Consider the following 20,267-nt stretch of genomic DNA (forward strand, 5'->3'; position numbering starts at 1 on the left):
GGGCCTTTGAAAGGACGGGCCGCCAGGCTCGGCAGGCTCATGCCTTCCGGGCCGAGCACCGCGGCCCGCACCCCCTTCGTCCTGCTCGTCGTGCTGCTGCTCGGCGGTGGTCTCATCACGCTCCTGATGCTCAACTCGGCCCTCAACCAGGGCTCGTTCAAGCTCAGCGAGCTGCGGAAGAAGACCACCGAGCTCACCGACGAGGAGCAGGCCCTCCAGCGGGACGTGGACGACAGCGCCGCCCCCGACGCCCTGGAGCGGCGCGCCCGCGAGCTCGGCATGGTGCCCGGCGGCAGCCCCGCCTTCCTGGACCCCGACGGCCGGGTGCGGGGAGTGCCCTCGGTGGCCGTCTCCCCGAAGCCCTCGCCGCGCCCCACCCCGCCGCCGGCCCCGCCCGCGACCCAGGCCCCGCCCGCCAGGGGGACCGGCACGCCGAAGCCGCCCGCGACCGGCGCCCCGACCGCTCCCGCGACCGCCCCGACGACCTCCGGCAGGTGACCCGTGCCCTCCCAGGAGCCTCCGCGCCGCCGTGTGCCCGGCCCCGCCCGGCCCGCACAGCCGCGCCGACCGGCACAGCGCCCCGCCCAGCGGTCCGCGCCGCCGCGCCGGCCCGCGGCCCGGCCCGCCGCCAAGGCGCGCACGATCCGGCTCGGCAGCCCCAAGCCGCGGCTGCGGCTGGTCTCCCTGGGCCTGACGCTGGTCATGCTGGCCTTCGTGGTGCGGCTGCTCCAGGTGCAGGCCGTGGACGCCGCCGCGTACGCCGCGAAGGCCGAGAAGCACCGCTACCTCGAGTACACCCTCACCGCCGACCGCGGTGAGATCACCGACCGGGCCGGCATCGCGCTGGCCGCCAGCGTCGACGCGTACGACATCACCGCCGACCCCAAGCTCTTCACGCCCGAGGACGCCAAGCTGCGCGACGCCCCGGAGCAGGCGGCGGCGCTGCTCGCGCCGATCCTCGGCAAGGAGCCGGCCGAGCTCGCCAAGAAGCTGCGCACGCCCCGATCCCGCTACACCGTGCTCGCCCGCAAGCAGACCCCGCAGGTCTGGAACCAGATCAAGGACCTGAAGAAGGTCTACGAGCAGAAGGCCGCGCCCGCCCACGGCGGCAACGGCGTCAACCTGCTCGGCGGCGTCCTGAGCGAGCCGGTCACCAAGCGGGTGTACCCGAACGGGGAGCTGGCCGCCGGGATACTGGGCTACGTCAACGCCGAGGGCCGAGGCGCCGGCGGCATCGAGTCCATGCTCGACAAGGAGCTGGCCGGCCAGGACGGCAAGATCCGCTTCGCCCAGTCCGGCGGCCGCCGCGTGCCCACCGCCGGCTCCCAGGGCACCCCGGCCGTCCCCGGTTCGACCATCGAGCTGACCATCGACCGGGACATCCAGTGGGCCGCCCAGCAGGCCATCACCGAGCAGGTCCGCAAGTCGAAGGCCGACCGCGGCTACGTCGTCGTCCAGGACACCCGCACCGGCGAGGTCCTGGCCATGGCCAACGCGCCGGGCTTCGACCCCAACGACCTCTCCCAGGCCAACGCCACCGCCATGGGCAACGCGGCCCTCCAGGACGCCTACGAACCCGGCTCCACCGCCAAGGTCATGTCCATGGCCGCCGTCCTGGAGGAGGGCGTCGCCGCCCCCGACACCCGGGTCACCGTGCCCAACCGGCTGCACCGCGGCGACCGCCTCTTCGGCGACGACATCGACCACCCGACCTGGTACCTGACGCTCAACGGCGTCCTCGCCAAGTCCAGCAACATCGGCACCATCCTCGCCACCGGCCAGCTCGGCAAGACGCAGCCCGAGGCCAACCAGGTGCTCTACGACTACCTGCGCAGGTTCGGGATCGGCAGCCCCACCGGGCTCGGCTACCCGGGCGAGACCCCCGGCATCCTCGCCAAGCCGCAGGACTGGTCGACCTCGCAGCAGTACACGATCCCGTTCGGCCAGGGCCTGTCGGTCAGCGCCATGCAGGCCGCCTCCGTCTACTCGACCATCGCCAACGGAGGCGTACGGATCGAGCCGACCCTGGTCCGCGGCATCAAGGGCCCCGACGGGCGCTTCACCCCGGCACCCGCGCCCAAGGAGAGCCGGGTGGTCAGCGAGAAGACCGCCACCACCCTCGCGAAGATGCTGGAGTCCGTCGTCGACGACCAGGAGGGCACCGGCACCAAGGCCGCCATCCCCGGCTACCGGGTGGCCGGCAAGACCGGCACCGCCAACCGCGTCGACCCCGAACTCGGCCGCTACAAGGGCTACACCGCGTCCTTCGCCGGCTTCGCGCCGGCCGACCAGCCCCGCATCGCCGTCTACTGCGCCATCCAGAACCCCACCAAGGGCAGCTACTTCGGCGGCCAGATCTGCGGACCCATCTACAAGAAGGTGATGGAGTTCGCCCTCAAGACCCTGCACATCCCGCCGACCGGCAGCCAGCCCGCCCGGCTCCCGGTGACGTTCAAACCCTGAAAGCCGTAACACCGCGTGAAACTCCGGGAGCACCAGTGAGAACGATCACCCCACATTCCGGGAACCGGAAATCGAACTCCAGCGACGCAACGGCTCGATTTAGCCCTGCGCAGGGTGCGCCCGGTACGCTCACCGCCGTGCCACACGCTGATCAGTACCGAACCACCCCGCCCCGCCCGGAGCGGGTCCGCCCGACACCCCTGGGCGAGCTCGCCGCGCGGCTCGGCACCGAGACCTCCGGCGGCTCCGGCCGTGACGTCGAGATCTCGGGCATCACGCACGACTCGCGGGCGGTCCGCCCCGGTGACGTCTACGCGGCCCTGCCCGGGGCCCGCGCACACGGCGCCGACTTCGTCGCCCAGGCCGCGGGGCTCGGCGCCGCCGCCGTCCTGACCGACCCGGCGGGCGCCGAACGCGCCGCCGCGACCGGCCTGCCGGTCCTGGTCGTCGAGGACCCGCGCGGCCGGATGGGCGAGCTCGCCGCCGAGATCTACGGCCGGCCCGGCGCGGAACTGCTGCAGATCGGCATCACCGGCACCTCCGGCAAGACCACCACCGCCTACCTCGTCGAGGGCGGGCTGCGCGGCGCGGGCAAGGCCACCGGCCTCGTCGGCACGGTCGAGATGCGCATCGGCGACGAGCGCATCAAGTCCGAGCGCACCACCCCCGAGGCCACCGACCTCCAGGCCCTGTTCGCCGTCATGCGCGAACGCGGCGTCGAGGCCGTCGCCATGGAGGTCTCCAGCCACGCGCTCGTGCTCGGCCGGGTCGACGGCTGCGTCTTCGACGTCGCCGTCTTCAACAACCTGAGCCCGGAGCACATGGAGTTCCACTCCGACATGGAGGACTACTTCCAGGCCAAGGCCCGTCTGTTCACCCCCGAGCGCAGCAGGCTCGGCGTGGTGAACGCCGACGACGCCTACGGCCGCCGGCTCGCCAAGGAGGCGGCCGTCCCGGTCGTCACCTTCTCCGCGACCGGCGCCGCGGACGCCGACTGGCGCGCCGAGGACGTCGTCACCGGCGCCGCCGACTCCACCTTCACGGTCGTCGGCCCGGCCGGTGAGCGGATCTCCGCCACCGCCCCGCTGCCCGGCCCGTTCAACGTGGCCAACACCCTCGCCGCGATCGTCACCCTCGCCGCCGCCGGGATCGACCCGCAGACCGCCGCCGACGGCGTCGCCGCCGTCCCCGGCGTGCCCGGGCGTCTGGAGAAGGTCGACGCGGGCCAGCCGTACCTCGCCGTCGTCGACTACGCGCACAAGACGGACGCCGTCGAGTCGGTGCTGCGCTCGCTGCGCGAGGTCACCCGGGGCCGGCTGCACATCGTCATCGGCTGCGGCGGCGACCGCGACGTCACCAAGCGCGGCCCGATGGGCGCCGCCGCGGCCCGGCTCGCCGACACCGCCGTCCTCACCTCGGACAACCCGCGCTCCGAGGACCCGCTCGCGATCCTCACCGCGATGCTCACCGGCGCCGCCGGGGTGCCGCGGGAGGAGCGCGGCCAGGTCCTCGTCGACGCCGACCGTGCCGCCGCCATCGCCGCCGCCGTGGCCCGCGCCGAGCCGGGCGACACCGTCCTGGTCGCGGGCAAGGGCCACGAGCAGGGCCAGGAGACCGCCGGCGTGGTGCGCCCCTTCGACGACCGTCAGGTCCTGCGCGAGGCGATTGCCAGCCGGCAGCAGGACGCTTCCCGTCACCAGAACAGTCAGGGATGAAGCAGTGATCGCCCTCTCCCTCGCCGAGATCGCCGAAATCGTCGGCGGGCAGCCGCACGACATACCGGATCCGACCGTCCAGGTCACCGGTCCCGTCGTCATCGACTCCCGCCAGGTGAAGCCCGGCAGCCTCTTCGCCGCCTTCGCCGGCGAGCACGTCGACGGCCACGACTACGCGGAGCGCGCCGTCCAGGCGGGCGCGGTCGCCGTGCTGGCCGCCCGCCCCGTCGGCGTGCCCGCCCTCGTCGTCGCCGACGTCCAGGCGGCGCTCGGCGCCCTCGCGCGCACCGTCGTCGAGCGCCTCGGCACCGATGTCGTCGCGCTCACCGGCTCGGCCGGCAAGACCTCCACCAAGGACCTGATCGCCCAGGTCCTCCAGAAGCACGCGCCGACCGTGTGGACGCCCGGCTCGCTCAACAACGAGATCGGCCTGCCGCTCACCGCGCTCACCGCCGACGCCGGCACCCGCCACCTCGTCTTGGAGATGGGCGCGCGCGGAATCGGCCACATCCGCTACCTCACCGGACTGACCCCGCCGCGCATCGGCCTCGTCCTCAACGTGGGCACCGCGCACATCGGCGAGTTCGGCGGCCGCGAGCAGATCGCCCAGGCCAAGGGCGAGCTGGTCGAGGCGCTGCCGGCCGCCGAGGACGGCGGCGTCGCCGTCCTCAACGCCGACGACCCCCTCGTCCGTGCCATGGCCTCCCGTACCAAGGCCAAGGTGACACTGTTCGGAGAAGCGGACGAAGCGGCCGTACGGGCCGAGAACGTCCGGCTCACGGAGAACGGACAGCCCTCTTTCAGGCTTCACACACCCACCGGGTGCAGCGACGTGACCTTGCGCCTGTACGGTGAGCACCACGTGTCGAACGCGCTCGCCGCGGCCGCCGTCGCCCATGAGCTGGGGATGGCCGCCGAGGAGATCGCCACCGCGCTCTCCGAGGCAGGCACCCTGTCGCGCTGGCGCATGGAGGTCACCGAGCGTCCGGACGGCGTGACGATCGTCAACGACGCCTACAACGCGAACCCCGAGTCCATGCGAGCCGCCCTGCGCGCGCTCGCGGCCATGGGCAGGTCTGCACAGGCCAGGGGCTCCCGTACGTGGGCGGTGCTCGGCAAGATGGCCGAGCTCGGCGACGACTCGCTCGCCGAGCACGACGCGGTCGGACGGCTCGCCGTCCGGCTCAACGTCAGCAAGCTCGTGGCGGTCGGGGACAGGGAAGCGTCCTGGCTGCAACTGGGCGCCTATAACGAGGGTTCGTGGGGTGAGGAGTCGGTGCACGTGTCCGACGCGCAGGCGGCGGTCGACCTGCTGCGCAGTGAGCTGCGGCCGGGGGACATCGTCCTGGTGAAGGCTTCCAGGTCGGTGGGTCTGGAGCGGGTCGCCATGGCACTGCTCGAGAACAGCGCCGAGGGTGAGGGTGCCGGCCGATGAGGCAGATCCTCTTCGCGGGGGCCATCGGGCTCTTCCTGACCCTGATCGGCACCCCGCTGCTCATCAAGCTGCTCGCCCGCAAGGGATACGGCCAGTTCATCCGCGACGACGGCCCGCGCGGCCACGCCGGCAAGAAGGGCACGCCCACCATGGGCGGCATCTCCTTCATCCTGGCCACCCTCATCGCCTACGCCCTGGCCAAGGTCATCACCGGTGAGGACCCGACGTACTCGGGCGTCCTGGTGCTGTTCCTGATGGCCGGCATGGGCCTGGTCGGCTTCCTCGACGACTACATCAAGATCGTCAAGCAGCGTTCGCTGGGCCTGCGGGCCAAGGCGAAGATGGCCGGCCAGCTGATCGTCGGCATCGCCTTCGCCGTGCTCTCGCTGCAGTTCGCCGACGCGCGCGGCAACACCCCGGCGTCCACGAAGCTCTCCTTCATCGCCGACTTCGGCTGGTACATCGGCCCGGTGCTCTTCGTGGTCTGGGCTCTCTTCATGATCCTGGCCATGTCCAACGGCGTGAACCTGACGGACGGTCTGGACGGCTTGGCCACCGGCGCGTCGGTGATGGTCTTCGGCGCCTACACCTTCATCGGGCTCTGGCAGTTCCAGGAGTCGTGCGCCAACGCCATGACCCTGACGAACCCGAACGCCTGCTTCGAGGTGCGCGATCCACTCGACCTCGCCGTCGTCGCCTCCGCCCTGATGGGCGCCTGCTTCGGCTTCCTGTGGTGGAACACCTCGCCCGCCAAGATCTTCATGGGTGACACGGGCTCGCTGGCCCTCGGCGGCGCGCTCGCCGGTCTCGCCATCTGCTCCCGTACGGAGCTGCTGCTCGCCATCCTGGGCGGCCTGTTCGTGATGATCACGATGTCCGTGGTCATCCAGGTCGGCTCGTTCAAGATGACCGGCAAGCGCGTCTTCCGGATGGCGCCCCTCCAGCACCACTTCGAACTCAAGGGGTGGTCAGAGGTCCTGGTGGTCGTCCGGTTCTGGATCATCCAGGGCATCTACGTCATCGTCGGCCTGGGCATCTTCTACGCGGGATGGGCATCCGAAAAGTGAGCGAACAGCTGGACTGGCAGGGCAAGAAGGTCACCGTCGCCGGCCTCGGCGTGAGCGGCATCCCGGCCGCCCGCGCGCTGCACGGCCTCGGCGCGGTCGTCACGGTCGTCAACGACGGCGACGACGAGCGCTCCAGGGCCCAGGCGGCCGATCTCGAGGCGGCGGGCATCACCGCCCGCCTCGGCGACGGGGCGACCCTGCCGCCCGGCACCGAGCTCATCGTCACGGCGCCCGGCTGGCAGCCCGACAAGCCGCTCTTCCGGGCCGCCGAGGCGGCCGGCGTGGAGATCTGGGGCGACGTCGAGCTGGCCTGGCGCCTGCGCGGCCCCGAGGCCGCGCCCTGGCTCGCGGTCACCGGCACCAACGGCAAGACCACGACCGTGCGGATGCTCGCCTCCATCCTGGAGGCGGCCGGCCTGAAGACGGCCGCCGTCGGCAACATCGGGGTCTCGCTGCTCGACGCCGTCCTCGGCGAGGAGCGCTACGACGTCCTCGCCGTCGAGCTGTCCAGCTACCAGCTGCACTGGGCGCCCTCGCTGCGCGCCCACTCGGCCGCCGTGCTCAACCTGGCGCCCGACCACCTCGACTGGCACGGCTCCATGGAGGCGTACGCCGCCGACAAGGGCCGGATCTACGAGGGCAACCAGGTCGCCTGCGTCTACAACGTGGCCGACCAGGTCACCGAGGATTTGGTCCGCGAGGCCGACGTCGAGGAGGGCTGCCGTGCCATCGGCTTCACCCTCGGCACGCCCGGCCCCTCGCAGCTCGGCGTGGTCGACGGCATCCTCGTCGACCGGGCCTTCGTGCCCAACCGGCAGAAGAACGCCCAGGAGCTGGCCGAGGTCTCCGACGTCCAGCCGCCGGCCCCGCACAACATCGCCAACGCGCTCGCCGCGGCCGCCCTCGCGCGCGCCTTCGGCGTCGAGCCGAAGGCCGTACGGGACGGGCTGCGGGCCTTCCGGCCCGACCCGCACCGCATCGAGACGGTCGAGGAGATCGAGGGCGTCGTCTACGTCGACGACTCCAAGGCCACCAACACCCACGCCGCGGAAGCCTCGTTGGCGGCCTACGACCCGATCGTCTGGATCGCCGGCGGCCTCGCCAAGGGCGCGACCTTCGACGAGCTCGTCCAGAAGTCGGCCAAGCGGCTGCGCGGCGTCGTCCTGATCGGCCAGGACCGCGCGCTGATCCGCGAAGCCCTGACGCGACACGCCCCGGAAGTCCCGGTGGTGGACCTCGACCGGACCGACACTGGGGCGATGTCCGCGGCGGTCCAGGAGGCGGCGGCGCTCGCCCAGCCGGGGGACACGGTCCTCCTGGCCCCGGCCTGTGCGTCGATGGACATGTTCACCAACTACAACAAGCGGGGCGACGCCTTCGCGGACGCCGTCCGCTCGCTCGCCGCCACCGGGCGCGCCTGACCTGACCAGCGGAAGGGTCCCGGCCGCGGGCCGGGCACGACTGGAGGGGACAGCGACCATGCCGAGCAGAACCGCCGGGACGCGAAAGGCCGCCGCCGCGCGCGGGGGCGGCCGGCCCGCTCCCGCCGCGCCGCGCGGCCGGCGCCCGGGCGGGCCGCGGGGGCTGTACGAGCGGGCCCGCAGGGCCTGGGACCGGCCGCTCACCGCGTACTACGTGATCGTCGGCGCCGGACTGCTCATCACCGCGCTCGGCCTGGTGATGGTCTACTCCGCCTCGATGATCACGGCGCTCCGCTACGACCTGGTGCCCTCGTACTTCTTCCGCAAGCAGTTCCTCGCGGCGCTGCTCGGCGGCGGACTGCTCCTGGTGGCCTCCCGGATGCCGGTGAAGCTGCACCGGGCGCTCGCCTACCCGATCATGCTCGGGGCGATCTTCCTGATGGTGCTCGTCCAGATCCCCGGGATAGGGGTCGCGGTCGGCGGCAACCAGAACTGGATCTCGCTGGGCGGCCCGTTCATGCTCCAGCCCAGCGAGTTCGGCAAGCTGGCGCTGATCCTGTGGGGCGCCGATCTGCTGGCCCGCAAACAGGACATGAAGCTGCTCACGCAGTGGAAGCACATGCTGGTCCCGCTGGTGCCCGGAACGTTTCTGCTGCTCGGCCTGATCATGCTGGGCGGTGACATGGGCACGGCGATCATCCTCACGGCGATCCTGTTCGGCCTGCTGTGGACCGCCGGCGCGCCCACCCGGCTCTTCGTCGGCGTACTCGGAGTCGCCGCCGCGATCGGCGCCCTGCTCATCAAGACCAGCCCGCACCGCATGGAACGCTTCGGCTGCCTCGGCGCCAGCGACCCGGGCGGCGCGGGCGACCCGTGCTGGCAGGCCGCCCACGGGATCTATGCTCTGGCCTCGGGCGGATGGTTCGGTTCCGGTCTGGGCGCGAGTGTGGAAAAATGGGGTCAACTCCCCGAAGCGCACACCGACTTCATCTTCGCCGTCACCGGGGAGGAACTGGGTCTGGCGGGGACGCTGTCGGTGCTCGCCCTGTTCGCGGCTCTAGGCTATGCGGGTATCCGCGTGGCCGGAGGCACGGAGGACCCCTTCGTCAGGTATGCCGCGGGAGGCGTGACCACCTGGATCACGGCGCAGGCCGTGATCAACATCGGTGCGGTGCTCGGTCTGCTGCCGATCGCCGGAGTCCCGCTCCCGCTGTTCTCCTACGGGGGGTCGGCCCTGCTGCCGACCATGTTCGCCGTCGGGCTGCTGATCGCGTTCGCGCGACAGGAACCCGCCGCGAAAGCGGCCCTGGCCATGCGCCGCCCCGGCTGGGGCAAGCGGGCCGGGGGGAGATGGAAGTCGATGCGACGGCGCGTCAAGAAGCGACCGTCCGGAGAGCGGTGAATTTCGGTGCATGTCGTCCTCGCCGGCGGAGGTACCGCCGGCCACATCGAGCCCGCGCTCGCCCTCGCGGACGCCCTGCGCAGGCAGGACCCCACCGTGGGCATCACGGCGCTGGGCACGGAGCGCGGCCTGGAGACCCGGCTGGTCCCCGAACGGGGCTACGAGCTGGCGCTCATCCCCGCCGTGCCGCTGCCCCGCAAGCCCACGCCCGAGCTGATCACCGTCCCCGGACGGCTGCGCGGCACCATCAAGGCCGCCGAGCAGGTCCTGGAGCGCACCAAGGCGGACTGCGTGGTCGGCTTCGGCGGCTACGTGGCCCTGCCCGGCTATCTGGCCGCCAAGCGGCTCGGCGTGCCGATCGTGGTCCACGAGGCCAACGCCCGGCCCGGCCTGGCCAACAAGATCGGCTCGCGGTACGCGGCCGGGGTCGCCGTCGCCACCCCGGACTCCAAGCTCCGCAACGCCCGTTACATCGGCATCCCGCTGCGGCACTCGATCGCGACCCTCGACCGCGCCCGCGTGCGCCCCGAGGCGCGCGCCGCCTTCGGGCTCGACCCGAACCTGCCGACCCTGCTGGTCTCCGGCGGCTCCCAGGGCGCACGCCGGCTCAACGAGGTCGTGCAGCAGATCGCCCCGGTGCTCCAGCGCTCCGGCATCCAGATCCTGCACGCGGTCGGCCCGAAGAACGAACTGCCGCGTGTCGACAACATGCCCGGAATGCCGCCGTACGTGCCGGTACCGTACGTGGACCGGATGGATCTCGCGTACGCCGCCGCCGACATGATGCTCTGCCGCGCGGGCGCGATGACCGTCGCCGAGCTCTCCGCCGTCGGACTCCCGGCCGCCTACGTCCCGCTGCCCATCGGCAACGGCGAACAGCGGCTCAACGCCCAGCCGGTGGTCAAGGCCGGCGGCGGACTCCTCGTCGACGACGCGGAGCTGTCGCCGCAGTGGGTGCAGGGCAACGTCCTGCCCGTGCTCGCCGATCCGCACCGGCTGTACGAGATGTCCCGCGCCGCCGCCGAGTTCGGCCGCCGGGACGCCGACGACCTGCTCGTCGGCATGGTGTACGAGGCGATCGCCGCCCGCCGCTAGGCGGCAACGGCGCCCACGGCGAGGAGAGACGTGGCAGGGAAGAGCGCGAGCGGCAGGTCCGAGGGCGCCCCGCGGCGGCCGGCCCCGGCGGGCACCCGGAGGTTCCCGGTGCCCGGCCCGCGCGCCCTCCTGCTCGGCCTCGCCGCCGTCGTCCTGCTGGCCGGCGGCATCTGGGCGCTGTACGGCTCCACCTGGTTCCGGGTCGAGAAGGTGAGCACCTCCGGCACGGAGGTGCTCACCCCGGACCAGGTCGAGCGTGTCGCGGCCGTGCCGCTCGGCGCGCCGCTGGTCTCCGTCGACACCGACGGCATCGAGGCGCGGCTGCGCCGCGAGCTGCCGCGGATCGACAGCGTGGACGTCGTACGGTCGTGGCCGCACGGAATCGGTCTGAAAGTGACGGAACGTCGGCCGGTCCTGCTCCTCCAAAACGGCGGAAAGTTCGTCGAAGTGGACTCCGGCGGTGTGCGCTTCGCCACCGTGCCGACCCCGCCCCGCGGCGTACCCCGGCTCGTCCTCGACGTCGCCGCCTCGCCGAGCCTGCGCCGCTTCGACGCGGAGCGGCTCCTCGACGTCGCCGTAGGCGTGACGGGCGAACTCCCGGAGAAAATCGCCCAAGACGTCCGTGTCGTCCGGATCACGTCCTTCGACTCCATCATTCTGGAGCTCGGCAAGGGCCGCAGCGTCTTCTGGGGCAGCGGCGAGGACGGGCCGGTGAAGGCCCGCGTCCTCACCGCGCTGATGAACGCGACTCCCAAAGCGGGGCACTTCGATGTAAGTGCCCCCACCGCACCCGCTTCGTCGCGGAGTTGACGCCCATCAGCCCAGGCCAGCCCCCTGGTTGGCCAGGGCTACGGGTGATCACATAGGGTGAAAAGAAAAACGGGAGGTTCGGCGTGTTCGTTGAACGTGCGCCACTTGTCGACTTAGTGTCCTGTTCGGAAGAGTCCAGCGAACAGGGACACTAGTAACCCTAAACTTCAACGTTAGGGTTTGGGTCGGCGTTTCGGACCGTCCCCATCGGCATCCGTCGCCGCGACGCGCTACCACCGCGAAACGGCGACACGTAACTCGAGGCGAGAGGCCTTCGACGTGGCAGCACCGCAGAACTACCTCGCAGTCATCAAGGTCATCGGTGTCGGCGGCGGTGGTGTCAATGCCATCAACCGAATGATCGAGGTCGGCCTCAAGGGCGTCGAGTTCATCGCCATCAACACCGACGCTCAGGCGCTGTTGATGAGCGACGCCGACGTCAAGCTCGACGTCGGCCGTGAACTGACCCGTGGCCTCGGGGCCGGGGCCAACCCGGCAGTCGGTCGCAAGGCGGCAGAGGACCACCGCGAGGAGATCGAGGAGGTCCTCAAGGGGGCCGACATGGTCTTCGTCACCGCCGGCGAGGGCGGCGGCACCGGCACCGGCGGCGCGCCCGTCGTCGCCAACATCGCGCGCTCGCTCGGCGCCCTGACGATCGGTGTGGTCACCCGCCCGTTCACGTTCGAGGGCCGCCGGCGCGCCAACCAGGCGGAGGACGGCATCGCCGAGCTCCGCGAAGAGGTCGACACCCTCATCGTCATCCCGAACGACCGGCTGCTCTCGATCTCGGACCGCCAGGTCTCCGTGCTCGACGCCTTCAAGTCGGCCGACCAGGTGCTCCTCAGCGGTGTCCAGGGCATCACCGACCTCATCACGACCCCGGGTCTGATCAACCTCGACTTCGCCGACGTCAAGTCGGTCATGTCCGAGGCCGGTTCCGCCCTGATGGGCATCGGATCCGCCCGCGGCGACGACCGCGCGGTGGCCGCCGCCGAGATGGCGATCTCCTCGCCGCTCCTGGAGGCGTCCATCGACGGCGCCCGCGGTGTGCTGCTCTCCATCTCCGGCGGCAGCGACCTCGGTCTCTTCGAGATCAACGAGGCCGCCCAGCTGGTCAGCGAGGCCGCCCACCCGGAGGCCAACATCATCTTCGGCGCCGTCATCGACGACGCCCTCGGCGACGAGGTCCGGGTCACCGTCATCGCGGCCGGCTTCGACGGCGGCCAGCCGCCGGCCCGCCGCGACAACATCATCGGCTCGGTCTCCGCCAAGCGCGAGGAGCCGGCCCCGGCCCCGCGCGCCGCCGAGACCCCCCGCCCGCTGGGCGGCCTGGGCACGGTGACCCCGCGCGAGGAGAGCGTGGCCCCGGTCGAGTCGGCGCCGGTCAGCGAGACCCCGCTGCCGCCCGTCGCCCCGCCGGTGGTCCCGCCGGCCCGCCCGTACCCGGACACCCAGGCCGAAGAGCTGGATGTCCCGGACTTCCTGAAGTGACGCCTTGATAGGGCAGCGTGACGAGACGAGCGGCGCGCACTTCGCCTTCACCGACCGGTGGGGCGGAGTGAGCGCCGTTCCGTACGAGGAGCTCAACCTCGGCGGCGCCGTGGGCGACGACCCCGAGGCCGTCCGGACCAACCGGGCGCGGGCCGCCGCCGAACTCGGCCTCGACCCGGCGCGGGTCGTCTGGATGAACCAGGTGCACGGCGCCGACGTCGCCACGGTCGACGGACCCTGGGCCGGCACCGGCGACGCGATCCCGTCCGTGGACGCGGTCGTCACCGCCCGCCGGGGTCTCGCGCTCGCCGTCCTCACCGCGGACTGCGTGCCCGTCCTGCTGGCCGACCCCGTCGCCGGGGTCGTCGCCGCCGCCCACGCCGGGCGGCCCGGGATGGTCGCCGGCGTCGTCCCGGCGGCGGTGAAGCGGATGACCGAACTCGGCGCCGACCCGGCCCGGATCACCGCCCGCACCGGCCCCGCCGTCTGCGGCCGCTGCTACGAGGTGCCGGAGGCGATGCGCGCCGAGGTCGCCGCCGTCGAACCGGCCGCCCACGCCGAGACCGGCTGGGGCACCCCCGCCGTCGACGTCGCCGCCGGAGTGCGCGCCCAGTTGGCGCGGCTCGGGGTGACGGACGTCGCGGACGCCGGGGTCTGCACCCTGGAGTCCGGTGACCACTACTCGTACCGCCGCGATCGCACCACAGGGCGACTCGCGGGATATGTCTGGTTGGCCTGAGAAGAGATATGACGGACCGTAAGTCGGAACTTTCCGCGAACCTCGCCCATGTGGAGGAGCGCATCGCCGCCGCGTGCGCCGCCGCCGGGCGCCGGCGGGAGGACGTGACCCTGATCGTGGTCACGAAGACCTACCCCGCCAGTGACGTGAGACTTCTGCACGAACTCGGTGTGCGTCATGTGGCGGAGAACCGCGACCAGGACGCCGCCCCGAAGGCCGCCGCGTGTGCGGACCTCGATCTGACCTGGCACTTCGTGGGCCAGTTGCAGACGAACAAGGTCCGTTCCGTGGTGGGTTATGCCGATGTGGTGCAGTCCGTGGACCGTTTGAAGCTCGTTTCCGCCCTCTCCGCCGCCGCGGAGAAGGGGGAGCGCGAGCTCGGCTGTCTGGTCCAGGTCGCCCTCGACGCCGAGTCCGGCCACCGCGGCGAGCGCGGCGGTGTGGCGCCGGACGGGATCGAGGAGTTGGCGGCGGCGATCGACGCCGCTCCCGGGCTGAGGTGCGCCGGGCTGATGACCGTCGCGCCGCTGGCCGGTCCGTACGCCGGACGGCAACGGGCCGCCTTCGACCGGCTGATGGATTTGTCGACTCACCTGCGCACGACCCGTCCTGCTGCGAACATGGTGTCAGCAGGGATGAGTGCGGACCTCGAAGAGGCCGTGGCGGCCGGAGCGACACACGTGCGCATCGGCAGCGCGGTGCTCGGAGTCCGCCCGAAGCTCGGGTAACGTCGCGAAGCAGGTCGGACCACAGCAGAAAATATGGTCATTCCGCCGAGGGGCGGAGGACCCGTGGATCGCGGGCACTTGGTGACACTGCGAAATCGGTAAGGGCGATCCACCACAGAGCGGAGGATGCGGAGATATGGCCGGCGCGATGCGCAAGATGGCGGTCTACCTCGGCCTCGTGGAGGACGATGGCTACGACGGCCGGGGGTTCGACCCCGACGACGACTTCGAACCCGAGCTGGAGCCGGAGCCCGAGCGGGACCGGCGCCACCACCAGCCGCCGCGGCAGGTGGAGCGGGAGGAGCCGGTGCGTGTGGTGACGCCCCCGGCGCCCCGTGAACCGGTGTCCCATTCTGTACCGGTACCCGCCGAGAGTGGGCGTCCGGCCCGAATTGCCCCCGTGGCATCCATCACACCCGAACGTCCGAACCTGGAGAAGAACGCACCGGTGATCATGCCCAAGGTCGTGTCCGAGCGGGAGCCTTACCGCATCACCACGCTGCACCCGCGGACCTACAACGAGGCCCGTACCATCGGGGAACACTTCCGCGAGGGCACCCCGGTGATCATGAACCTCACGGAGATGGACGACACGGACGCGAAGCGACTTGTCGACTTTGCCGCCGGACTCGTCTTCGGTCTCCATGGCAGCATTGAGCGCGTGACGCAGAAGGTGTTCCTGTTGTCGCCTGCTAACGTCGATGTCACGGCGGAGGACAAGGCCCGCATCGCAGAGGGCGGATTCTTCAACCAGAGCTGAGAACACGAGACCGAGAAGGCCGGCCGCGACGCGCGGCCGGACAAGTGAGAGCACGAAGGCCAGGGGAGAGGGAACCGCGGGATGGGCGTCGCACTGCAGGTGGTCTACATCGCGCTGATGTGCTTCCTCGTCCTCCTGATCCTCCGGCTGATCATGGACTACGTCTTCCAGTTCGCCCGGTCATGGCAACCCGGGAAGGCGATGGTGGTCGTCCTTGAGGCCACCTACACTGTCACCGATCCACCGCTCAAGCTGCTGCGGCGGCTCATCCCGCCGCTGCGTCTCGGGGGCGTGGCACTCGACCTGTCCTTCTTCGTTCTGATGATCATCGTCTACATCCTGATCTCCGTCGTGCGCGGTTTCGCGGGGTGAGCGAGGTGAATGTGGACGATACGGTCTTGCCGACTGCCGACGACTACGTAGAGGTGAAGAAGAGATGCCGCTGACCCCTGAGGACGTGCGGAACAAGCAGTTCACGACCGTCCGCCTTCGAGAAGGCTATGACGAGGACGAGGTCGATGCCTTCCTCGACGAGGTCGAAGCCGAACTGACCCGGCTGCTCCGCGAGAACGAGGACCTGCGCGCCAAGCTGGCCGCCGCGACCCGTGCCGCCGCGCAGAACCAGCAGCAGCAGGGCATGCGCAAGCCGCCGGAGCCGCAGGACCGTCCCGTCGGACCCGGCGCTCCCGTGCCCGCCGCCATATCCGGACCGCCGGCCCAGCAGCAGCCGCAGATGGGCCCGCCGCAGCTGCCGTCCGGTGCCCCCGCGCTTCCCCCGGGCCCGATGCAGGGCGGCCCCATGCAGGGCGGGCCCATGGGCCCCGGCCCGATGCAGGGCGGCCCGATGGGTCCCGGCCCGATGCAGGGCGGCCCCATGCAGGGCGGCCCCATGGGTCACCCGCAGCAGCAGCCGATGCAGCCGCCGGCCCCGCAGGGCCCCGGTGGCGACAGCGCCGCGCGCGTCCTGTCGCTCGCGCAGCAGACCGCCGACCAGGCGATCGCGGAGGCCCGTTCCGAGGCCAACAAGATCGTCGGCGAGGCCCGTTCGCGCGCCGAGGGCCTGGAGCGGGACGCCCGCGCCAAGGCCGACGCCCTGGAGCGGGACGCGCAGGAGAAGCACCGCGTCGCGATGGGCTCCCTGGAGTCCGCCCGCGCCACCCTCGAGCGCAAGGTCGAGGACCTGCGGGGCTTCGAGCGTGAGTACCGGACCCGCCTGAAGTCCTACCTGGAGTCCCAGCTGCGTCAGCTGGACTCGCAGGCGGACGACTCGCTGGCCCCGCCGCGCACCCCGGCGGCCGCCTCGCTGCCGCCGTCCCCGTCGATGGCTCCGGCCGGCGCCGGTGCCCCGTCCTACGGCGGCAACGCCACCATGGGCGGCGCCCCGTCCTACGGCGGCCAGCAGCAGATGACCCCGGCCATGACCCAGCCCATGGCCCCGGTCCGTCCGCAGGCCCCGCAGCCGATGCAGCAGGCGCCGGCGCCGATGCGCGGCTTCCTGATCGACGAGGACGACAACTGAGGCGGCCCGTCTACGCGTGATGAGCGCGTAGCCGTCGTCGGCAGGCACTGAGGGCCGGGCCCCGGGATTTCCCGGGGCCCGGCCCTTTGGCATGCGCGCCGGGCGCCGGACGCCCCGGGTGCGCGCAAGGGCCCGACGTCCGGGTATGCGCAAGGGCCCGGCACCCCGTGGGTGCCGGGCCCTTGCCTGCGACCGCTACGCCTTGCGGAGGCGGAAGGTGAGGGCCAGGCCCTCGTCCTCGAACGGGGTGCCGTACGAGTCGTCGGCCGGACCCTCGGCGTGGTCCGTGGCGAGGACCTCGTCGGCGATGAGGCCGGCGTGGGCCGTCAGGGCCTCCACCGTCTCCGCCGAGGTGGACGTCCAGCGCAGCGCGATGCGGTCCGCGACGTCGAGGCCGCTGTTCTTGCGGGCCTCCTGGATCAGCCGGATCGCGTCACGGGCCAGGCCCGCCTTGCGCAGCTCCGGGGTGATCTCCAGGTCGAGGGCGACCGTGGCGCCGGAGTCGGAGGCGACCGACCAGCCCTCGCGCGGGGTCTCGGTGATGATGACCTCCTCGGGGGTGAGGACGATCGTCTCGCCGTTCACCTCCAGGGGCGCCTCGCCGGAGCGCAGGGCGAGGGACAGGGCGGCGGCGTCCGCCGCGGCCACGGCCTTCGCCACGTCCTGGACGCCCTTGCCGAAGCGCTTGCCGAGCGCGCGGAAGTTCGCCTTGGCGGTGGTGTCGACGAGCGAGCCGCCGACCTCCGAAAGGGACGCCAGCGAGGAGACGTTCAGCTCCTCGGTGATCTGGGCCTGGAGCTCCTCGTCGAGATCGGCGAAGCCCGTCGCCGCCACCAGCGCGCGCGACAGCGGCTGGCGGGTCTTCACACCGGACTCGGCGCGGGTCGCGCGGCCGAGCTCGACCAGGCGGCGGACCAGGACCATCCGCTCGGAGAGGACCGGGTCGATCAGCGCGGCGTCCGACTCGGGCCAGGTGGCGAGGTGCACGGACTCGGGGGCCTCGGGGGTCACCGGGACGACCAGGTCCTGCCACACCCGCTCGGTGATGAACGGGGTCAGCGGGGCCATCAGCCGGGTGACCGTCTCGACGACCTCGTGCAGGGTGCGCAGCGCGGCCTTGTCGCCCTGCCAGAAGCGGCGGCGCGAGCGGCGCACGTACCAGTTGGACAGGTCGTCGACGAACGCGGAGAGCAGCTTGCCGGTGCGCTGGGTGTCGTACGCCTCCATCGCCTCGGTCGCCTCGGCGACCAGCGTGTTCAGCTCGGACAGCAGCCACTTGTCGAGGACGGTGCGGTCGGCCGGCGCCGGGTCGGCGGCGGACGGCGCCCAGCCGGACGTACGGGCGTAGAGCGCCTGGAAGGCGACCGTGTTCCAGTACGTCAGGAGCGTCTTGCGGACGACCTCCTGGATCGTGCCGTGGCCGACGCGACGGGCCGCCCACGGCGAGCCGCCGGCCGCCATGAACCAGCGGACCGCGTCGGCTCCGTGCTGGTCCATCAGCGGGATCGGCTGGAGGATGTTGCCGAGGTGCTTGGACATCTTGCGGCCGTCCTCGGCGAGGATGTGGCCCAGGCAGACCACGTTCTCGTACGAGGACTTGTCGAAGACCAGCGTGCCGACGGCCATCAGCGTGTAGAACCAGCCGCGCGTCTGGTCGATCGCCTCGGAGATGAACTGCGCCGGGTAGCGCTGCTCGAAGAGCTCCTTGTTCTGGTACGGGTAGCCGTACTGCGCGAACGGCATCGAACCCGAGTCGTACCAGGCGTCGATGACCTCCGGGACGCGCACGGCCTCCAGCGAGCAGCCCTCGGCGGAGCACGTGAAGGTGACGTCGTCGATGAACGGGCGGTGCGGGTCGAGGCCCGCCTGGTCCGTGCCGGTCAGCTCGGAGAGCTCGGCGCGCGAGCCCACGCACGTCAGGTGGTCGTCCGCGCAGCGCCAGATCGGCAGCGGGGTGCCCCAGTAGCGGTTGCGGGAGAGCGCCCAGTCGATGTTGTTGTTCAGCCAGTCGCCGAAGCGGCCGTGCTTGACCGAGTCCGGGAACCAGTTGGTCTTCTCGTTCTCCTCGAGGAGACGGTCCTTCACGGCGGTCGTCCGGATGTACCAGGACGGCTGCGCGTAGTAGAGCAGCGCGGTGTGGCAGCGCCAGCAGTGCGGGTAGCTGTGCTCGTAGGCGATGTGCTTGAAGAGCAGGCCGCGCGCGTCCAGGTCGGCGGTGAGGGCCTCGTCGGCCTTCTTGAAGAAGACGCCGCCGACCAGCGGCACGTCCTCCTCGAAGGTGCCGTCCTGGCGGACCGGGTTCACCATCGGCAGGCCGTAGGCCTTGCAGACCTTGAGGTCGTCCTCACCGAAGGCGGGGGACTGGTGGACCAGACCCGTGCCGTCCTCGGTGGTCACGTACTCGGCGTTGACGACGTAGTGCGCCGGCTCCGGGAAGGCGACCAGCTCGAAGGGGCGCTGGTACGTCCAGCGCTCCATCTCCTTGCCGGTGAAGGACTCGCCGGTGGTCACCCAGCCCTCGCCGAGAGCCTTGTCGAGCAGCGGCTCGGCGACGACTAGACGCTCGTCGCCGTCCGTGGCGACCACGTAGGTCACCTCGGGGTGGGCGGCGACGGCCGTGTTGGACACCAGGGTCCAGGGGGTGGTCGTCCAGACGAGGAGCGCGGCCTTGCCGGCGAGCGGGCCGGAGGTCAGCGGGAAGCGGACGAAGACGGACGGGTCGACGACCGTCTCGTAGCCCTGCGCCAGCTCGTGGTCCGACAGGCCGGTGCCGCAGCGCGGGCACCAGGGGGCGACGCGGTGGTCCTGGACGAGCAGGCCCTTGTCGAAGATCTGCTTGAGCGACCACCAGACCGACTCGATGTACGAGGGGTCCATGGTGCGGTAGGCGTCGTCCATGTCGACCCAGTAGCCCATGCGGGTCGTCAGCTCGGCGAAGGCGTCGGTGTGGCGGGTCACCGACTCGCGGCACTTGGCGTTGAACTCGGCGATGCCGTACGCCTCGATGTCCTTCTTGCCGGAGAAGCCGAGCTCCTTCTCGACGGCGAGCTCCACGGGCAGGCCGTGGCAGTCCCAGCCGGCCTTGCGGGCCACGTGGTAGCCGCGCATGGTGCGGAAGCGCGGGAAGACGTCCTTGAAGACGCGGGCCTCGATGTGGTGCGCGCCCGGCATGCCGTTGGCCGTCGGCGGGCCCTCGTAGAACACCCACTCGGGGCGTCCCTCGGACTGCTCGAGGCTCTTGGCGAAGACCTTGTTCTCGCGCCAGAAGTCGAGCACGGCGTGCTCGAGCGCGGGCAGGTCTACCTGGGCGGGTACCTGGCGGTACTGCGAAGACATCGATCTTCCTCCGGCGGATGTGCCACGTTTCCGTCCGGAGGGACGAGAGCAGTGCTCCCGCGGTACCACCCTCCTTGGCCCCGGACGCGGTCGCCCGGTGCCCCCTCATTGGGGTCGCGACGCCGGTTCTACTCGCCGCACGGTCCTCAACGGGTCCGGCGGCTTTCTTCCGGCAGCTCCGGGGTGATCCTTCACATCGGGCACGCCCCCGGGCTCGCACCGTCCCCGGGTCGCTCATGGCTGCGTACGACGCTACTCGTCCCCATCCAAGCCTTTCGCTGCGCCC

At 71.6% G+C, this 20,267-nt stretch carries 16 protein-coding genes; 15 read left to right on the top strand and 1 reads right to left on the bottom strand.

What is annotated here, in order from left to right; all coding sequences use genetic code 11:
• The first annotated feature begins 39 nt into the window (after positions 1-39).
• The 15 genes from ACFYU9_RS30210 (at position 40) to ACFYU9_RS30280 (ending at position 16,645) form a co-directional block, all read left to right on the top strand.
• On the top strand, positions 40-498 hold the full coding sequence (locus tag ACFYU9_RS30210) for a septum formation initiator family protein (protein WP_389346807.1): 459 nt from the start codon (positions 40-42) through the stop codon (positions 496-498).
• A 3-nt stretch (positions 499-501) separates the two neighbouring features.
• Positions 502-2,463 carry a peptidoglycan D,D-transpeptidase FtsI family protein gene (locus tag ACFYU9_RS30215; RefSeq protein WP_389216146.1) on the top strand — a complete coding sequence of 654 codons (1,962 nt, stop codon included), beginning with the start codon at positions 502-504 and terminating at the stop codon, positions 2,461-2,463.
• Between the two features lie 35 nt (positions 2,464-2,498).
• The gene (locus tag ACFYU9_RS30220) at positions 2,499-4,178 is read left to right on the top strand and encodes a UDP-N-acetylmuramoyl-L-alanyl-D-glutamate--2,6-diaminopimelate ligase (protein WP_389346809.1); all 1,680 of its coding nucleotides are present in this window, start codon (positions 2,499-2,501) and stop codon (positions 4,176-4,178) included.
• Between the two features lie 4 nt (positions 4,179-4,182).
• Positions 4,183-5,613: a UDP-N-acetylmuramoyl-tripeptide--D-alanyl-D-alanine ligase gene (gene murF / locus ACFYU9_RS30225; RefSeq protein ID WP_389216152.1), complete on the top strand. Its 1,431-nt coding sequence runs from the start codon at positions 4,183-4,185 to the stop codon at positions 5,611-5,613.
• Positions 5,610-6,680 carry a phospho-N-acetylmuramoyl-pentapeptide-transferase gene (gene mraY / locus ACFYU9_RS30230; protein ID WP_389216155.1) on the top strand — a complete coding sequence of 357 codons (1,071 nt, stop codon included), beginning with the start codon at positions 5,610-5,612 and terminating at the stop codon, positions 6,678-6,680. Before murF ends, mraY begins: the two co-directional genes overlap by 4 nt.
• Positions 6,662-8,101, top strand: coding sequence for a UDP-N-acetylmuramoyl-L-alanine--D-glutamate ligase (murD, locus tag ACFYU9_RS30235; RefSeq protein WP_389346813.1), 1,440 nt, complete (start codon positions 6,662-6,664; stop codon positions 8,099-8,101). The genes mraY and murD overlap by 19 nt, the downstream gene beginning before the upstream one ends.
• Positions 8,102-8,159: 58 nt before the next feature.
• Positions 8,160-9,503 carry a putative lipid II flippase FtsW gene (gene ftsW / locus ACFYU9_RS30240; protein ID WP_389216161.1) on the top strand — a complete coding sequence of 448 codons (1,344 nt, stop codon included), beginning with the start codon at positions 8,160-8,162 and terminating at the stop codon, positions 9,501-9,503.
• Positions 9,504-9,509: 6 nt separating this feature from the next.
• Complete coding sequence (murG, locus tag ACFYU9_RS30245) at positions 9,510-10,598, top strand: undecaprenyldiphospho-muramoylpentapeptide beta-N-acetylglucosaminyltransferase (protein ID WP_389216164.1); 1,089 nt, start codon at positions 9,510-9,512, stop codon at positions 10,596-10,598.
• Positions 10,599-10,628: 30 nt separating this feature from the next.
• On the top strand, positions 10,629-11,408 hold the full coding sequence (locus ACFYU9_RS30250; RefSeq protein ID WP_389346815.1) for a cell division protein FtsQ/DivIB: 780 nt from the start codon (positions 10,629-10,631) through the stop codon (positions 11,406-11,408).
• A gap of 279 nt (positions 11,409-11,687) precedes the next feature.
• On the top strand, positions 11,688-12,899 hold the full coding sequence (ftsZ, locus tag ACFYU9_RS30255; protein ID WP_389346817.1) for a cell division protein FtsZ: 1,212 nt from the start codon (positions 11,688-11,690) through the stop codon (positions 12,897-12,899).
• Positions 12,900-12,903: 4 nt separating this feature from the next.
• On the top strand, positions 12,904-13,638 hold the full coding sequence (pgeF, locus tag ACFYU9_RS30260; RefSeq protein ID WP_389216172.1) for a peptidoglycan editing factor PgeF: 735 nt from the start codon (positions 12,904-12,906) through the stop codon (positions 13,636-13,638).
• Positions 13,639-13,646: 8 nt separating this feature from the next.
• The gene (locus ACFYU9_RS30265) at positions 13,647-14,366 is read left to right on the top strand and encodes a YggS family pyridoxal phosphate-dependent enzyme (RefSeq protein ID WP_389216175.1); all 720 of its coding nucleotides are present in this window, start codon (positions 13,647-13,649) and stop codon (positions 14,364-14,366) included.
• A gap of 136 nt (positions 14,367-14,502) precedes the next feature.
• Positions 14,503-15,126: a cell division protein SepF gene (locus ACFYU9_RS30270; RefSeq protein WP_389216178.1), complete on the top strand. Its 624-nt coding sequence runs from the start codon at positions 14,503-14,505 to the stop codon at positions 15,124-15,126.
• Positions 15,127-15,207: 81 nt separating this feature from the next.
• Entirely contained in the window at positions 15,208-15,498 is a 291-nt protein-coding gene (locus ACFYU9_RS30275; RefSeq protein ID WP_389216181.1) for a YggT family protein, read from the top strand.
• A 64-nt stretch (positions 15,499-15,562) separates the two neighbouring features.
• The gene (locus tag ACFYU9_RS30280) at positions 15,563-16,645 is read left to right on the top strand and encodes a DivIVA domain-containing protein (protein ID WP_389216184.1); all 1,083 of its coding nucleotides are present in this window, start codon (positions 15,563-15,565) and stop codon (positions 16,643-16,645) included.
• Between the two features lie 195 nt (positions 16,646-16,840).
• On the opposite strand, the gene ileS is transcribed toward ACFYU9_RS30280, so the two are convergent.
• Positions 16,841-19,981 (bottom strand): isoleucine--tRNA ligase, encoded by a 3,141-nt coding sequence (gene ileS / locus ACFYU9_RS30285; RefSeq protein ID WP_389346819.1) that lies wholly within the window; start codon positions 19,979-19,981, stop codon positions 16,841-16,843.
• Positions 19,982-20,267: the final 286 nt, after the last annotated feature.

The organism is Streptomyces sp. NPDC004327 (genome assembly GCF_042873935.1).
Classification (GTDB): domain Bacteria; phylum Actinomycetota; class Actinomycetes; order Streptomycetales; family Streptomycetaceae; genus Streptomyces.

Excerpts from the sequence above, each read along its gene's own strand:
- ACFYU9_RS30265 (WP_389216175.1), top strand. The coding sequence starts at position 13,647 with ATGACGGACCGTAAGTCGGAACTTTCCGCGAACCTCGCCCATGTGGAG.
- ACFYU9_RS30270 (WP_389216178.1), top strand. The coding sequence starts at position 14,503 with ATGGCCGGCGCGATGCGCAAGATGGCGGTCTACCTCGGCCTCGTGGAG.
- murD (WP_389346813.1), top strand. The coding sequence starts at position 6,662 with ATGGGCATCCGAAAAGTGAGCGAACAGCTGGACTGGCAGGGCAAGAAG.
- ileS (WP_389346819.1), bottom strand. The coding sequence starts at position 19,981 with ATGTCTTCGCAGTACCGCCAGGTACCCGCCCAGGTAGACCTGCCCGCG.
- ftsW (WP_389216161.1), top strand. The coding sequence starts at position 8,160 with ATGCCGAGCAGAACCGCCGGGACGCGAAAGGCCGCCGCCGCGCGCGGG.
- ACFYU9_RS30210 (WP_389346807.1), top strand. The coding sequence starts at position 40 with ATGCCTTCCGGGCCGAGCACCGCGGCCCGCACCCCCTTCGTCCTGCTC.
- ACFYU9_RS30280 (WP_389216184.1), top strand. The coding sequence starts at position 15,563 with ATGCCGCTGACCCCTGAGGACGTGCGGAACAAGCAGTTCACGACCGTC.
- ACFYU9_RS30275 (WP_389216181.1), top strand. The coding sequence starts at position 15,208 with ATGGGCGTCGCACTGCAGGTGGTCTACATCGCGCTGATGTGCTTCCTC.
- mraY (WP_389216155.1), top strand. The coding sequence starts at position 5,610 with ATGAGGCAGATCCTCTTCGCGGGGGCCATCGGGCTCTTCCTGACCCTG.